The following is a 16,979-nucleotide window of genomic DNA, read 5'->3' as shown; positions in this document are numbered from 1 at the left end:
TTATACAAAGTAGTCTCTTGATTATAATGTTAGTGTCTCAGATTAAAAAAATGAAACAAAAAAAGAGCAGTACTCTTCAGCTGCTCCTTTTCTTCAATATTTATCTATCCATCTGTCTATCTTTTAACTAATTTCACAATATCATACCAACATACCGATACCATACCTAACAACACACAAGTAAATAATTGTTTAATTGACAATGGAGCCAAATCCAAAAATCCGTTTATGGGAGAATAAATCAGAGCGACTAAACTCAAGAATGTCCCTCCTAATATAAGCCAAGTTACTTTATCTCGTCTTAACTTAAGAAATGTTTGAATTCCAAGTAATTTAGTTGAACTATTTACTTGAACCAAGAATAAATTTGCTGTAATCAAGACCGTCATCCCCATTGTCCGAGCTAGTTCGTCATTTGCGAGATTTTGTTGAAGTGTAAAATAATAAGCGCCAAAAGAAGTGATAAAAATAGCTAGCCCTTGAATAACACTCTTAATAAAAAGTGTACGAGTCAGTATGTTTTCTTTAGGATCTCGAGGCGGCCGTGTCATTATATCTTGTTCACTTGGTTGTCTTTCCAAGACAATTGAACAAGTTGGATCTATCACCAGCTCAAGTAAAACGACGTGTACAGGCAGTAAAAACAATGCAACTTGAGGAATTCCTAAAAGAGGACCTAAAAGTGCTGTCAATGCGATTGGAATATGAATAACGAAAATATAACCAATTGCTTTTTTTATGTTATCGTAGATTCTTCGGCCATCTCTCACCGTGTTAACAATTGTAGAAAAATTATCATCCAGTAAAATTAAATCTGCCGCTTCTCTAGAAACTTCAGAACCTCGTTTTCCCATCGCAATACCGATATCAGCATATTTAAGTGCAGGGGCATCGTTCACACCATCCCCTGTCATGGCCACAACATCACCATTCGCTTTGAAGGCTTTGACAATTCTCATTTTATGTTCAGGTGTAACCCTTGAAAAAATATTGATCGCGTGTACTTTTTCAGCTAATTCTTTATCATCTAATTGGTCTAATTCATGACCAGTTAAAAAATCATCAGCATTTTGAATACCTACTTTCTTCGCAATTGAACTAGCAGTTATACCATTATCGCCAGTAATCATAACTACTTTGATGCCAGCTTTCCTGCAGTCTTCAATATCAGCCTTAATTCCTTTTCTAGGCGGGTCAGACAAACAAATCAGTCCGAGAAATGTTAATGTACATTGCTCAAGAGTTTCAGGAATATCATTTTTAGTAGAAACAATTTGCTCTCCAACAGCAATTACCCTCAGACCTTCTTTTGCAAAAATATTGATTTTAGTACGAATGTCTTCTTTTGTTTCTTGGCTTAAATTTGAGATTGCCAGTATACTTTCGGGAGAACCTTTTGCCGTGATTTCTAACTGATTGTTTCTGTCCCACACATGCCCCATCATCTTCAACTCATCTGTAAAAGGATACTCCGTGACCAATGGACTATTGAATAATCTCTCTTTGCTCCAACTATGCTTTTCATCATATTCTAAAATAGCTATTTCCATAGGATCATATGGATCGATTTCACTAGCTAAACCCATTACTTCATTTAAACGATCCTCTATTTTAGGATCAAAAGGCCACATCTTAGTGACGGTCATTTGATTTTCAGTAATGGTCCCTGTTTTATCAACTGCTAAGACGGATAGAGCCCCCATCGTTTCAACAGCAGAAAGTTTTCGTATCAAAGACTTTTTCTTAGCCAATCTCCAAGCTCCCATAGAGAGAAACACAGTTAAAACAACTGGAAATTCTTCTGGAATCAAGGCCATAGCAATTGTAATACCCGACAAAATACTTTGGATGATTCGATCTTTCAGCGCTAAATTATTGTCATTGAAAAAAGTAACTGCAGCGACTAGTAATAAAAGAATAATTGCAACGATTGTACATACCTTAACTAGTTTTCCAATTTGTTTATCTAGAGGAGATGGTATTTCTTTTGCAGTAGCCAGATGTTTCCCTATTTTTCCGTATTCTGTATTTGTCCCTGTATTACTAATCAGGATAGTCCCGCTACCAGTAGTAACTAGAGTTCCAGCATATACATAATCATCCCGCCAATATCCTTCTTCTTTAAAAACTTCAGATTTAGTAACTTTTTTCCAAACAGCTTCTGGTTCACCTGTTAAAGAAGATTCATTGATTCTAAGGTCATTTGCTTTAATAACAAAACCGTCAGCTGGGATTTTGACTCCTTCTTCTATTAGCATAAGGTCGCCTGGAACAAGTTGCTCACTTAAAATTTCTGTAGTGGTATTGTTTCTAATAACATTAATTTTGGGAGCAGATAAGTCTTTCAAAGCATTTAACGTCTGGTCCGTTTTCCATTCTTGGAAAATTTCAATCGCAATAATGGCAACCACAAAAGTTAGCATAATCCCACCATCAAATGGCTCACCTAGAAAAAAATAAATGAGGGCCGCTACAATCAGCAGCATAAACATGGGTTCTAAAATAATAGTGAGAACCTTCATGTAAAATGGTTCCTTTTCCTTCTTTTCTAGTTGATTTAATCCAAATTTTCTTTGACGTTCTTCTATTTCCTCAAGCGTCAAGCCCTGCCAGTTAATAGATTTCATAAGCGACCCCTTTCAATTCTCATAAAAAGATATGATTTACACATAATACAGCGTGGAAACCTTTTTTGCGAGCATAAAGGGGAGTTTTTTAGTAAACTTTTAGTGTTTAGCAGGAGCTCGAAAATAGTGTCACATTCTCCTAAAAAACTAAGTAAGGGTGTCCCTAAAATTCAAATAAGCATGGTTAAAAAATGATTCAGTTTAACCATTGTAAAAACATTTATCAAAAAGCCTTTCTCAGAAAATGAGTCAAATACCCATCTTCTAAAAAAGTCTTTTGATAAATGTTGTTTTCTGTATAAAACTATATGAGTTTTTTCAGAAAATATGGATTACTATTTCGTTTTGCTTGAAAAGACTATTGTTAATAGCTTTAAAATCTCTTTTTTATTTTTCCTCATTCAAGGCGCATCATCTTTTCATGATAGTACGTAAAAAAAATTTCATACACAATTCCTAGTAAAATAATCTTTTATTTCGTCTAACATAAAATTCTCAATCAATTTCACTTGGTGGATATCGGCACCGTGTTCTAGAATATTTCTACACTTAATAAAAGACCAGTCTGGTAATTCTCCACTAAATCTTGGATCATTTGCGTAAACAACTCCATCAAGTCCGCTCCAAATGATAGCTGACGAGCACAGTGGACAAGGTTCAAATGTTGAATACAACCAATAGTTTATCGGTAAAATTTCAGTCTTTAAAAGTTTACAGGCTGTTCTGATAGCATTGACTTCAGCATGAGCGGTGGGATCAAGTGTTTCTTGAACCGTCGTTTTACCTGTAGCAACAATTTCCATTTTTTCATTTACAATTGCTGCATAAATAGAATGATCTGACCATTGCTTTTTGATTAATTCGGTCATGATTTTTTTATTTGGATGCTGACTCATTATGGGCCTTCTTTCTCAAGTGTTGTTTAATCGTTTTAATGTATTTGCTTTGACATGCTAATATCTGTTGGGATAAAACCTGTTTGTTCATATAAATGAATCGCACCTTTATTGTGAGCGAAAACGTGTAGGTCAATCTGTGATACATTCATTTCTTTAGCTTTTTTGTCTAAGCAAGCAATTGTTTGTCTCCCATAACCTAAATTCCTAAAGTCTTCAAACACGATAAAATCATAAATGAAAAATTTTGAATCATAAAGAGTTTTATTTAAGTGTACCCATAAAAAACCAACCTTTTTTTCCGTTGAATCATCTACAATAGAATAAAGATATTCATTTTTAGTGTCCTTTCCCTCCGGTAAAAGTTCATTAAAGCTTTTAGTTGCTAAAGCAATTGCCTCATCCTCATTCCATGTACCAGCTGTAACTTTATCTTGAGCATAGTCTTTGATTGCAAACGAAAGATACTTTTTATAATCAGTTACAGTCATTTCTTTTAATATAATTGTCATCAGTTTTCCCACCAGTTCAAGTTATTTACTTAAATCATACCATTTTTACTACATTAAAAAAAGACTGCAGAAAATTACTTCTCTGTAGTCTTTTCAACCTATAATAGGTTATTGTTCATTTTTCATTGCCGCTAAAGCAGCTGTATTGATAATGTTCCATGGTTTGTCAAATGATGGTTGGAAGAAAAAGTCGGCATAAGCTAAATCTTCAATTGTCATTTTCGCTTTGATTGCTAATGAGATTGCATTGATATTGGCTGTTAAATCAGCTTTTGACATCAATTGTGCACCTAAAATTTGTGTTGTTTCAGGATCGTATACAAGTTTGAACCAAGCTTTTTGTTTATCAGGATTGAAGTCCATCAAATAATCCTCAACAACAAGTGCTGATTTTGTTTTTTTATTCAATTTCTTTGCCATTTCTTCGTTAATACCTGTAGAAGCAAATTTATAATCGAAAACAGCTAGACCAGATGAACCTTGAATACCAGGAAATGGTTTTACTGGGCTTACTAAGTTTTTCACTGCAAAACGACCTTGTTTTCTGGCATTAGTTGCTAAAGCAATATTGACTTCCGTTTCACCTGGATTGTATTTGATCAATGTAGCATCCCCAACTGCAAAGACATCCGCAGCACTTGTTTGCATGTACTCATCTGTTTTGATCAAACCATTAGGATGTAATTCTAATGTATCTTTCAGCCAACCTGTATTAGGACGAACACCAACTGCCACAACGACAAGGTCAGCAGCATATTCAGCTTTATCAGTTACAACTTTTTGAACATGGCCCTCCCCTTTATAGCTTTGAACCGTTTCATTTGTCACTACTTTTATATTGTTTGCTTCCATTTCTTCTGTCAAAACATCAGTAAATTCTTTATCTAAATAGACACCTAAAGGTCGATCTAAAATATCAATAACCGTTACTTTTTTACCAGCTTTAGCAAATGATTCTGCGGCTTCAATACCGATATAGCCACTACCAATCACAACAACGTTGTTTACTTCTGGATCGATTGTTTTTTCTTTTAATTTTATGGCCCATTTTCTGCCGCGCATCAAATAGATATTTTCTAAATCTTTACCTGGAACATTTAATTCAAATGGAACGGCTCCTGGACTGATGATTAGTTTATCGTAATCTTCAACACGTTCCTCTCCCGATAATAAATCTTTGACCACTACTTGATGATCTTCTGGTTTGATTGAAGTGATTTCTGTATTTGAAAAGACATTGACTCCTCTGCTTTCCATTTTCTCGCCAGTCATATAACGAACGGCATTGACATCTTTTACTTTTCCTTCTAGATAGAGCTGCATACCACAAGATAGAAAAGAAATAAAATCGCCTTTTTCGTACCATTGAATTTCTGCTTCTGGGTGTAAATTTAATAATTCTTCAACTGCTTCGTATCCTCCGTGCGATGAACCTAAAACAATAACTTTCATTTCATGTACCTCCAATATTATTTATTATATAATAAAGAGTATCATATAAACATATGAAATAACAAGTATTTCAGCTTATCATTCTCAATTACAAACAATAATTGAGAACCGAGTATCATTATTATCATTTGTAATCTTTACATAATGTATCTATAGATGAAATATTCTTCAAGTTTTCTCATAGACTATTCTAATTCTGTCCTTTAATGAAGGTCTTTGTTTACATAATATTTTTATGAGCAACTATTTTCGTTTTTTCCAATTAAATAGCCAGTTATAAACAATAAAGACTGTCTATAGCTGGCTATTTGTATTTTTATTTGAAAATAGTTACTTCTTTTTTTACTTCGACCGTAATTTTCCCATTCTTAATAACATAATTTCTCTCAGGTATATCAATGATCGCATCTGCTTTTACTTTCGTATCCAGCAAGACTAAATCAGCATTATTCCCAACCTGAATGCCATAGTTTTTTAAGCCCAATGCTTTTGCAGGATTTTCTGTGATCATTGGTAGAACAGTCGGTAAATCATCCGCTCCCCCTAAATGTCCTACAGGAATCGCTAGCATTGCAATTTGCATTAAATCACCATTACCATAAGGAGTAAAGGCATTGCGAATGTTATTGGTCGCTAAACATACATTAACACCCGCATCCCGAAGCTTTCTGATTGGCGTTACTGCTCTTCTAACATTGTATACATCATTTCTAGCACCTAAGTGTAAATCTGTCGCTGGTAAGGCCATCACACTGATTTGGGCTTCAGACATTAGTTTAATAATTTCACTTAATCTCTCAGGTTCTAATGCGTGAAGCGCTGTTAAATGCCCCACAGACACTCTGCCGTGATAATTTTCGGCAATCGTTTTTTTACATAAATATTCTATTGAAATATCTGTTGCTTCATCGCTGAAATCTTGATGAAGATCGATGTCTTTATCATATTTTTTAGCAATTTCGAAAACTAAATCTATATGTTTATCTGCTGGAGCATCATTGTATGGAATACCGCCAACAACATCTGCACCCATCTCCATTGCTTCATACATCATTTTTTCTGTACCAGGCGCTTTAAAAATCCCTTCTTGTGGGAACGCAACGATTTGCATATCGATCAGATCCTGATATTCGTCTTTTAATTTCATAATTGTTTTAAACCCGGAAAACCCTTGCGCTGGATCAAATTCAGCATGAGTTCTAACAGCAGTTACACCATGAGAAATAATCATTTCTAACGCTCTTTTTGCTCGTTGATAAATATCTTCTTCCGTGAATGTTGGTTTCAATTCAGCTGTAACACTGATTGCTTCTTGCAAAGTCCCAGATTTGTTTGGTTTTCTGTCAGCTATCAAAGCTTTATCCAGATGGATATGGCTTTCGACCAAACCAGGAATCAAAACACGTCCTTGCGCTTCAATTACATTTACCGCGTTATCCGTTAAATTTTCCGAAATCGCTACGATTTTACCATCTTTTATACCTACATCTTGTAACGCTTCTTCATCACTTAATCTTGCTTGCTTAATTAAAATATCCATTTATTAACACCCTTTCTATTCGATCTATATAAAGAATCCAATCCCAATCAATATAACAGAAGCAATGCTGATCCATTTAACATTTCCCTTTACAACCTCTAAAATTGGAATTTGGAATCCAGATGATAAAGCTTGCATCGTAATATTAACAAAACTCATTTGACTACCTAATCCAACACCAACTGCAACTAAACCAAGTTCAATTGAAGAGAAGCCTAAAGACACGGCAACAGGGAGAACAAGAGTCAAAACGGAGCCGACATAAGCACCCGCCGGTACACCAATCAAGATTCCAGTTAAAATCGCCACAGGAACCATGATCAAAGCAGGTGCAGAACTAGCAATCCCTGCAATAACAGCGAAAGTTCCAGTTTGAGCAATAATATTTATAAACGCTAGAAAAATTCCTACTTGGAACAGTCGAGTCAAAATGTATGTTGAACCATCTACCATTGCTTCTACCGACTGATTTAATGTGAAATCTGAACAAATAAAAATCAATGCTAGTGTCAATATCATATACACTAATGGGGTCAATAATGGGAACCCGACAAGGTCATTTACTACAGGACCAAAAATTACAGCGAACAGTAAAAAGATCGCAGGTAAAGTCAATTTAAATAATGCTTTGTTACTCATTGACGCATATTCATCATCACTATTTTCTTTAAAACCGATATTCCGACGTTTAGTTCCCCAAAAAGCTAGAATAATGGCTAACGCACAAAAAACTAACCAAATCGGACGCATATCGGAAACATATTTAGACACACTAAAATCTCCTAATTTTGAAACAATACTAGATTCTAATGAAGCTGGTGATGTCGTGAACGAAACAGCTGCTGCAAGAGACATTGCAGCAATCAACTCGGGAACAGCTCCAACCGCAACAAATGCCAATGGGGCGATCACCATTGCGCTACCACCACCGATACCCGACATATAAGTAGCCGCTGCAAGCAGGATAACGATAAAGGCTGAAACATATTCTACTTTACCTTTTGTCCCCCGTTTTGCAAGAGTCAAGGCCGCAGAATAACCTCCGGATTTAAATACAGCCATTGCGACTGCTGAATTAATAATCGGCACAGTAATCCCTAACATCATGGGAATTGTTTCTAATAATTGTGTGTTCGCTTGTTCTAACCCAATTCCCCCAATGATCATAGCTAAAACGCCACCGACAAATCCAGCGATGATCATATCCACTTTCATAAATAATAAAACTAACACTAAAATCAATGGGATGATCACAATCACAGCTTTTATCCCCGTAGGCGCAGTAATCGCATCAATCTCTTGTGCAAAAGCAGGCACAAATGAAAAAATAAATAGCAGCGAAAGTAGCAACCCGCTCAAAAACTTTTTAGGTATTTTCATAATTATTCCTCCAACTATAGCTAATTAAAGCATTCTCATCTTTACGATAAGCAATAATTGCTTTTTATAATAGACTTAGAAATTTTGTAACCTTAGAACATCAGAAAAAATGATACTGAGTGAAGGTTATGTACTACAAGAATTTGTTTCTTTGAATTTCCGATAGCGATATCAAGTTGTTTAATCGGCTATAGAAATCAAAATAAATAACTGTACTGTTTATGAATTATATCAAACTATGAATGACTATCTCAATATTTCAACAGTAACTAATCTCCTTTCTTCTTCCTATAATACGTTTAAATTTCGAAAAAAGGAACAAGAATGCATCAAAAATTATTCTAATAAATCAAAAAAAGGTAACGCTTGCACTTTTGTGGACAGCGAGTTTGTAAAAAAATTGCGAAAACAAATTAAAATTTACGTTTGTTTTCGCTATGGTCCATTTACTATTTTTCTTCACCAAGTAACGTAGATAAATCATAAGGTGTATTTTGATAAACAGCATAATTTACCCAATTAGAAAATAACAAAGATGCAGCCATATGCCATCGTAATTGCGGCACTTCACTGGTATTGTCATTTGGGAAATAATTTGTAGGGAGATTTGGATGAATTCCTTTTAGTTGATCGCGTTCAAATTCTTGTTGTAATGTCTCGCGATCATACTCTAAATGTCCCATTGCATAAAAGGCTCGATTATTTTTATTTCCAACTAAAAAAAGCCCCGCCTCCTGTGATTCAACCAAAATTTCTAATTCCTCAGACTCTTCTATATCTCTTCGTTTGACTCCTGTATATCTAGAATGTGGAGCAAAAAATACGTCGTCAAACCCTTTTAAAATACTCCAAGTTGGCGTTAATACATCATGAGCATAAATACCCGTTAACTTTTGATCTAAGAAATACTTATCGATTTTATGATGGTGGTAAAGTCCCGCTTGCGCTCCCCAACAAATATGAAACGTAGAAAATACATGTGACGTACTCCATTTAAAAATCTCCTGCAGCTCTTCCCAATAATCAACTTCTTCAAAAGGAATACGCTCAATCGGTGCTCCTGTAATGATCAAACCATCATAGAATTTTTCTTTGACTTCTTTAAACTGATAATAAAAACGTGTCAAGTGATCACTGGATGTATTTTTTGTCTCATGACTGCTCATATGCAAGAACTCTACATTTATTTGTAATGGCGTGTTACTTAAAAGTCTCAAAAGTTGAACTTCGGTCTCATCTTTTTTTGGCATTAAATTTAAGATTAAAATTTCCAAAGGGCGAATGTCTTGGTGCATGGCGCGATCTTCGTCCATTACAAAAATTTTCTCTTTTTCTAGTACTTTAATAGCTGGTAGTTCTTTTGGAACACGAATCGGCATGCGTATATCCTCCCTTTCTTTTTGTATAATTTCATTTTACGATAAAAAGGTGTAGAAAGGAAGATTCTTTCTAAGAAAACGGTAAGTTTCCAAAAGATTCACTTGATAAAAGTATCAATCCTAAAAAACATGAGATAGAACACATGTCCCACCTCATGTTTTACCCTTATAGAAAGTTAATTTGTTAATTCATTACTTTATTCATCTTCTTTTTTAGTATTACGTTTGATAGTGAAGAAAGCAAAAGCTCCTAGTAGTAACGTACCTAGCATTCCCCAATTACTAACAATTTCACCGTTATTAGGAAGATTTTTTTGTGTACTGCTTAGGTTTTTCAAGCCAGAACTTCCGTTATTACTTAAGTTGCTACCATTCCCAGTTCCATTGCCATTTCCAACGTTTCCGTTACCATCGCCTGGATCAGCTGGAAGTTTGAAGTTAGCTGGTTCACTTTGATTACCATCACCATCTTTTGCAATTGCTGAAACTAGTTCTTTTGGCACTGCGAAACCAATTGGGATTTGGATAACGAATCCACCAGTTTCACTCGCAGCCCCAGCACCTAAAACTTCTCCTACTGCATTTTGAAGTTCTACATCATTTCCTGGTGTTGCAATTCCTTTAATCGTATAACCGGTCATAGAGTTTCCAGTTACATTGTCGACTATTGGCGTTGCAACAAAGACGGTTGGGTCAGCCGGCGTCATAAATGGTGTTGCTTTGCTAACATCACCAGCGTTATTTTCAACCGTTGCGTTCAATGCTTCATTTTCAGTTGCCGAACCTTTAGGTAAAGCAATAGCGAATTCACCATCTAACGCAAATGGAGCTTCAACTAGAAACGTTCCATTTAAATCAGCAACGCCTGAACCGATGACTCTACCAGCAGCATTGCGTATTTTGACTTTGTTACCTGCGGTTGCTTTACCAGTTACGATGTAACCCGTTTTTGATGTTCCGGTCACATTGTCAATGATTGGTGCTTCAATACTTGATGAAGGATCTGCTGGGATTGAAAATAGGGTTGGTAAACTTGAGTTAAGCGCAGCATCAATTGCTACTGCATTTAGTTGTTGCAATTGATCTACATCTTGAGAATCTAACTCAATTGAGAATTTACCATTGCCATCCACATTTCCAACACCTACTTCAGTTCCACTTAGTGTTCGAAGAGATACTGAATCACCCAAAGTGGCTGTACCTTGAACTGTGTAACCTGTTTGAGAATCACCTACCACGCTTGTGATGATCGGTGCTGCTACAAATACTGGATCTGCTGGTGTTGTAAAAGCTGTTGCTGGACTTTGATTACCAGCACCGTCAGAATCTATCGCTCTCAATTGTTCAAGTTGACTAGCCGAGCCTGATGCAAGCACTACTGAGTAATTTCCACTACCATCTACTTGAGCTGAACCAATCACTGTTCCAGTTAATTTTTTGATAGAAACTGTATCGCCAGCGACAGCAGTACCAATTACAGTGTGACCTGTAGCAGAAGTTCCTGTTACGTTAGTGACAACTGGTGCTTGAATTGAGACTGGATCTGCTGGTGTTGTGAATACTGTTCCAGTGCTTGTATTTCCATCTGTATCTTTAGCTATTGCAGTTAATTGTTCATTCGGTGTAGCTGAACCTGCTGGTATTGTAATAGTATAGTTTCCACTACCATCTGCTACGCCTGTTCCAATTACTGCTCCACCTGTATTTTTGATTTCCACAGTACTTCCTACTGACGCTTTACCTATTACTGTATAACCTGTCGTTGAATTTCCCGTTACGCTATCAACTGTTGGAGCTGTTACCATTACTGGATCTGCCGGAGTAGTAAATGGTGTTGCTGAGCTTTGATTATTATCCCCATCCACAGCTGTAGCAGAAAGTTGTTGAAGCGGCAGTGCTGATCCTACTGGAATTATAATTGTGTAATTTCCACTACCATCTACAATAGCACTCCCAATAATTGTACCACCTGTATTTTTCACATCAACCCTGTCACCAGTTGTTGCAGTACCCGTTACCGTATAGCCAGTTGCTCCTGTTCCTGTTACATTATCAACTGTTGGAGCTGTAACTACTACTGGATCTGCCGGTGTTATAAACGGAGTTGCCGGACTTTGGTTGCCGTCTGTGTCTTTGGCTACTGCGGATAGTTGTTGATTTGGAGTCGCTGCTCCAGCTGGAATTACTACTGCGTAATTTCCACTTGGGTCTGCTACTGTGGTTCCAATCACTGTTCCGCCTGTATTTTTGACGTCAACAATATTTCCAGCTGTAGCTGTACCTGTTACTGTATATCCAACTGCTCCAGTCCCTGTTACACTATCGACTGTCGGAGCTGTAATTACTACTGGATCTACTGGTGTAGTAAATGGTGTCGCTGAACTTTGATTGCCATCCACGTCTTTCGCTACGGCAGATAATTGTTGACTTGGAGTTGCTGCTCCATTTGGAATCACAATGGTATAGTTACCGCTTGGATCTACTAATGCTGTTCCGATAATCGTACCGCCTGTATTTTTGATGTTAACAGTATTCCCAGCTGTAGCTGTACCAGTTACCGTATAACCAGTTGCTCCTGTTCCTGTTACATTATCAACTGTTGGAGCTGTAACAACTACTGAGTCAGCTGGTGTAGTAAAGACTGTCCCAGGACTCGTGTTTCCATCCGCATCTTTAGCTGTTGCAGTTAATTGTTCATTCGGTGTAGCTGATCCTACCGGAATCGTAACAGTATAATTACCACTACCATCCGCCACGCCTGTTCCAATCACTGTCCCACCTGTATTCTTGACTTCAACACTACTTCCTGCTGGTGCGGTACCTGTTACTGTATAACCTGTCGTTGAATTCCCCGTTACATTATCAACAGTTGGTGCTTGTACGACTACTGGATCTGCTGGTGTTGTAAACGGTGTAGATGGACTTTGGTTTCCATCAGTGTCTTTGGCTACAGCAGATAATTGTTGGCTAGGAGTTGCAGACCCGATTGGAATCACAACTGAATAGTTACCACTTGGATCTACTACTGCTGTTCCAATAATTGTACCGCCTGTATTTTTAATATCAACAGTATTTCCTGCTGTCGCCATACCTGTTACCGTGTAGCCAGTCGCTGATGTACCAGTCACATTGTTTACTATTGGTGCTGTAATTACTACTGGATCTGCTGGTGTGGTAAATGGTGTAGCTGGACTTTGATTTCCGTCAGCGTCTTTGGCTGTTGCAGTTAATTGTTGACTTGGAGTCGCTGCTCCAGCTGGAATAGTAACTGAATAGTTACCGCTTGGATCTACTACTGCTGTTCCGATAATTGTACCGCCTGTATTTTTCACTTCAATAGAACTTCCTGCTGGTGCGGTACCTGTTACCGTATAACCAGTTGCTCCTGTTCCTGTTACATTATCAACCGTTGGAGCTGTAACTACTACTGGGTCAGCTGGTGTAGTAAAGACTGTCCCAGGGCTTGTATTGCCATCAGCATCTTTAGCTGTTGCAGTTAATTGTTCATTTGGTGTAGCTGATCCTACCGGAATCGTAACAGTATAATTACCACTGCCATCTGCCACGCCTGTTCCAATCACTGTCCCACCTGTATTCTTGACTTCAACAGAACTTCCTGCTGGTGCGGTACCTGTTACTGTATAACCTGTCGTTGAATTCCCCGTTACACTATCAACAGTCGGTGCTTGTACGACTACTGGATCTGTTGGCGTTGTAAATGGCGTAGCTGAACTTTGGTTTCCGTCTACATCTTTAGCTATCGCAGATAATTGTTGATTTGGCGTTGCTAAACCAACTGGGATCGTAACTTTATAGTTCCCGCTTGAATCTGCAATTGCGGTTCCAATTACTGTTCCGCCTGTATTTTTTACTTCAACAGTATTCCCAGCTGTTGCTGTGCCTGTTACTGTATAACCTGTTGCTGATGAACCAGTCACATTGTTTACTGTTGGTGCTGTAACTACTACTGGATCTGCTGGTGTGGTAAATGGTGTTGCGGGGCTTTGATTGCCATCCGCGTCTTTGGCTACTGCAGACAATTGTTGATTTGGTGTTGCAGATCCTGCTGGAATCACAACTGTATAGTTCCCACTTGGATCCGCAATCGTTGTTCCAATAATTGTACCACCTGTATTTTTCACTTCAACAGTATTCCCGGCTGTAGCCTTACCCGTTACCGAATAACCTGTTGCCCCTGTACCGGTTACGTTATCAACCGTTGGTGCTGTAACTGTAATTGGATCTGCTGGCGTTGTAAATGGCGTAGCCGAACTTTGGTTTCCGTCTACATCTTTAGCTATCGCAGATAATTGTTGATTTGGCGTTGCTAAACCAACTGGGATCGTAACTGTATAGTTCCCACTTGAATCTGCAATTGCGGTTCCAATTACTGTTCCACCTGTATTTTTCACTTCGACAGTATTCCCAGCTGTTGCTGTACCTATTACTGTATACCCAGTTGCTCCTGTTCCAGTTACGTTATCAACTGTTGGCGCTGTGACAACCACTGGATCGGCAGGCGTTGTGAATGATGTTGCTGGACTCTGATTCCCATCAACATCTTTCGCTACTGCAGACAATTGTTGATTTGGTGTTGCAGATCCCGCCGGAATTATAACAGTGTAGTTGCCGCTTGGATCCACAACAGCTGTTCCGATTACTGTTCCACCTGTGTTTTTAATGTCGATAGTAATTCCTGCTGTCGCTGTACCTGTTACTGTATAGCCAGTTGTAGAAGTACCGGATACATTGTCAACCACTGGCGCACTAATGATTACTGGATCGGCAGGCGTTGTGAATGGAGTAGGTATACTTTCATTTATTCCAATTTTAGCTACTGCAGTCAATGACTCACTAGCAGTTGTCAATCCTTGAGAAATCGCAATGGTAAAATTACCACTACCATCGGCAATACCGCTTCCAATTGTAGTCCCACCAGCATTACGGATATCCACCGTATTCCCCGCTGTAGCAGTTCCAATTATAGTATGCCCGATTGCTGAGGTCCCAGTTGTACTCGTCACGACTGGCGATGCAACAACAATTGGATCAGCAGGTGTATTAAATGATGTTGGTGTACTTTCATCTGTTCCAGATTTTGCAATCGCAGTTAGCGATTCGCTTGCTGTTGCCTGACCTTGTGGAATAGTGATAGTAAAATTTCCAGTTCCATCAACTGTGCCCGTTCCAATGACATTCCCACCTACATTGCGAATATCAACTGTATTCCCTGCAGTTGCAGTACCTGTGACTGTATAGCCAGTTGCAGAAGTCCCTGTTGTATTTGTCACTACTGGTGATGCTACTACTACTGCATCTGCTGGTGTTGTAAACGCTGTCGGCGTACTATTATTACTTCCATCAGATGCAATTGCTGTCAAAGCTTCATTTTCAGTTGCTGAACCTTGTGGAATGGTGATTGAGAAGTTCCCGCCTGTTGCTGGTCCTGAAGCAATTGTTGTGCCACCTGCATTTTTAATAGTAACTGTATTCCCTGCTGTAGCTGTACCCGTTACCGAATAGCCAGTTGCAGAAGTACCTATTATATTCGTTACGACTGGTGGTGCTACTACTGCATCTGCTGGTGTTGTAAATGCTGTCGGTGTACTATCAGTGCCACCATTAGAAGCTGTAGCTGTTAAGTCTTCATTTCCCGTTGCGGCGCCTTGTGGGATATTGATAGAGAAGTTTCCACCTGTTGCCGGTCCCGATGCAATTGTTGTACCACCTGCATTTTTAATAGTGATTGTATCGCCTGCTGTAGCTGTACCCGTTACTGTATAACCAGTCGCAGAAGTTCCAGTAGTACTTGTCACAACCGGTGGTGCTACAACAGCTGTATTTCCAGCATAATAGATGTCGGAAACTCCATTAGCAGTATTAATCAAACTAACATCTATAGCATCTGCTTTTATAACAGTACCAACAAATCTAGCATCTAAATTTTTTGCTAAGCTTGTTGGACTAGACACTGTTGTTGGAATATTAATTGTTGTAGAACCCAGTACAGAAGCATCTGCCAATTGATTTACACCAGCACCACCTAACCCAACAAAAGGAAGAGCTAAATTAATTGCTGAGTCTACTGTTCCTTTTACTGGAAGTAAAGCAGCATTAATTGCTGTTGCAACTAAATTACTAGCGATTCCACTACCAGTTGCATGTAAGGCATCAACTGCTGCTTTCAAATCTTGTAAAAGAGTGGAGACATTCTGTGCTAAGACTAAACCTAATCCATCATCGATATTGGCATGAATATATTTGCCATCTGGAGAAAGAGTCGCCGTAGAATTAAATTGTGCACTACCAAAATTTTCAAGGTTATTTAAAGCGTCAATTTTCTGATTAACTGTTGTCAAATTTAATGTAACACCAGTTAAACTTCCCAATGTACCATCAACAATATCTGTTAATAATGTAGATAATTGATTAACTGCATTTAGTGTTCCTGTCAAGAATGTTAAATCACTGACCGTTAAAGTAATATTTGTATCGATTTGTGCTGCTCCGTTTGTAGAAACACGTCCATTCAATTCGCTTGGAATAGTTAAAACTGCTTGTTTTGTTCCACTAGCAATAACAGAACCACCAACTAACTCACTTCCAGTTATTGAAAAATCAACATTTTTTGTAGAGCCATCAGCAGCCCAACGAGCTCCAGTATTTGTTCCACTATTGTTTGAACTATTAATATTAGATAAAATTTCTGCATCTAAAATCGCAGCTGAAGCTGTAATTCCTCCCGGTAAATAAAATGACAATGGGACTGTCAATGGTGCAATAACTAAGCTACTTGTTAACACTAATGATAACGCGCGATATTTATTTTGTTTTTTCAACTTGCTAGCGCTCTTCTTTTTCTGCTTATCATCTTTCATAATTATCCTCCTCTTACTTTTAATCTAATACCACATAGTGAACAACTAGAAGCTTGTTAAAATTAATAGACACTCTCCCTTCGTAAAACATGAGCAACATAAAAAATTTATTTAAGCTTCTATCTATGGATTTTATAACCTTTATAATATTTTTGGAAATGATACGAATCGAAAATACCTAATTTTTAACAAAATAATTAATAATAATAAAATGATTTTAACGGAAAAAAACGTCAAAACGCTATTTATACAGCGTTTCGAAATATTGTACATACTAATATCCTCCTTATTAAAATAATATAATAGATAAATATT

General features: G+C 37.7%; 9 protein-coding genes. 1 reads left to right on the top strand and 8 read right to left on the bottom strand.

The window, feature by feature from the left end:
• Positions 1-116 precede the first annotated feature (116 nt).
• The 6 genes from BCR21_RS01275 to BCR21_RS01250 form a co-directional block, all read right to left on the bottom strand.
• A complete protein-coding gene (locus BCR21_RS01275) occupies positions 117-2,627 on the bottom strand; it encodes a cation-translocating P-type ATPase (protein ID WP_069644711.1) in 2,511 nt (836 codons plus the stop codon).
• Positions 2,628-3,070: 443 nt separating this feature from the next.
• Positions 3,071-3,523, bottom strand: coding sequence for a nucleoside deaminase (locus tag BCR21_RS01270; RefSeq protein WP_069644710.1), 453 nt, complete (start codon positions 3,521-3,523; stop codon positions 3,071-3,073).
• 35 nt (positions 3,524-3,558) lie between these two features.
• Positions 3,559-4,035: a GNAT family N-acetyltransferase gene (locus tag BCR21_RS01265; protein WP_084013187.1), complete on the bottom strand. Its 477-nt coding sequence runs from the start codon at positions 4,033-4,035 to the stop codon at positions 3,559-3,561.
• A 108-nt stretch (positions 4,036-4,143) separates the two neighbouring features.
• Positions 4,144-5,487 (bottom strand): FAD-dependent oxidoreductase, encoded by a 1,344-nt coding sequence (locus tag BCR21_RS01260; protein WP_069644709.1) that lies wholly within the window; start codon positions 5,485-5,487, stop codon positions 4,144-4,146.
• A gap of 316 nt (positions 5,488-5,803) precedes the next feature.
• On the bottom strand, positions 5,804-7,027 hold the full coding sequence (locus tag BCR21_RS01255; RefSeq protein WP_069644708.1) for an amidohydrolase family protein: 1,224 nt from the start codon (positions 7,025-7,027) through the stop codon (positions 5,804-5,806).
• Between the two features lie 24 nt (positions 7,028-7,051).
• Positions 7,052-8,242 carry a citrate transporter gene (locus tag BCR21_RS01250; RefSeq protein WP_420809818.1) on the bottom strand — a complete coding sequence of 397 codons (1,191 nt, stop codon included), beginning with the start codon at positions 8,240-8,242 and terminating at the stop codon, positions 7,052-7,054.
• Here BCR21_RS01250 and BCR21_RS17305 point away from each other — a divergent pair.
• Positions 8,133-8,435, top strand: a complete 303-nt coding sequence (locus tag BCR21_RS17305; protein WP_139125566.1) for a nucleotide-sugar transporter family protein — start codon at positions 8,133-8,135, stop codon at positions 8,433-8,435. The two genes, BCR21_RS01250 and BCR21_RS17305, sit on opposite strands and share 110 nt — an antisense overlap.
• A gap of 421 nt (positions 8,436-8,856) precedes the next feature.
• Here the strand turns inward: BCR21_RS17305 and metA are convergent, their stop codons facing one another.
• On the bottom strand, positions 8,857-9,786 hold the full coding sequence (gene metA / locus BCR21_RS01245) for a homoserine O-acetyltransferase MetA (protein WP_069644706.1): 930 nt from the start codon (positions 9,784-9,786) through the stop codon (positions 8,857-8,859).
• Between the two features lie 197 nt (positions 9,787-9,983).
• Entirely contained in the window at positions 9,984-16,664 is a 6,681-nt protein-coding gene (locus BCR21_RS01240; RefSeq protein ID WP_069644705.1) for an Ig-like domain-containing protein, read from the bottom strand.
• Positions 16,665-16,979 lie beyond the last annotated feature (315 nt).

The sequence above is a fragment of the Enterococcus ureasiticus genome, from assembly GCF_001730285.1.
GTDB lineage: Bacteria > Bacillota > Bacilli > Lactobacillales > Enterococcaceae > Enterococcus_L > Enterococcus_L ureasiticus.
The sequence above is the reverse complement of the archived record's forward strand: the minus strand, read 5'-3'. Positions and strand labels throughout refer to the sequence as shown.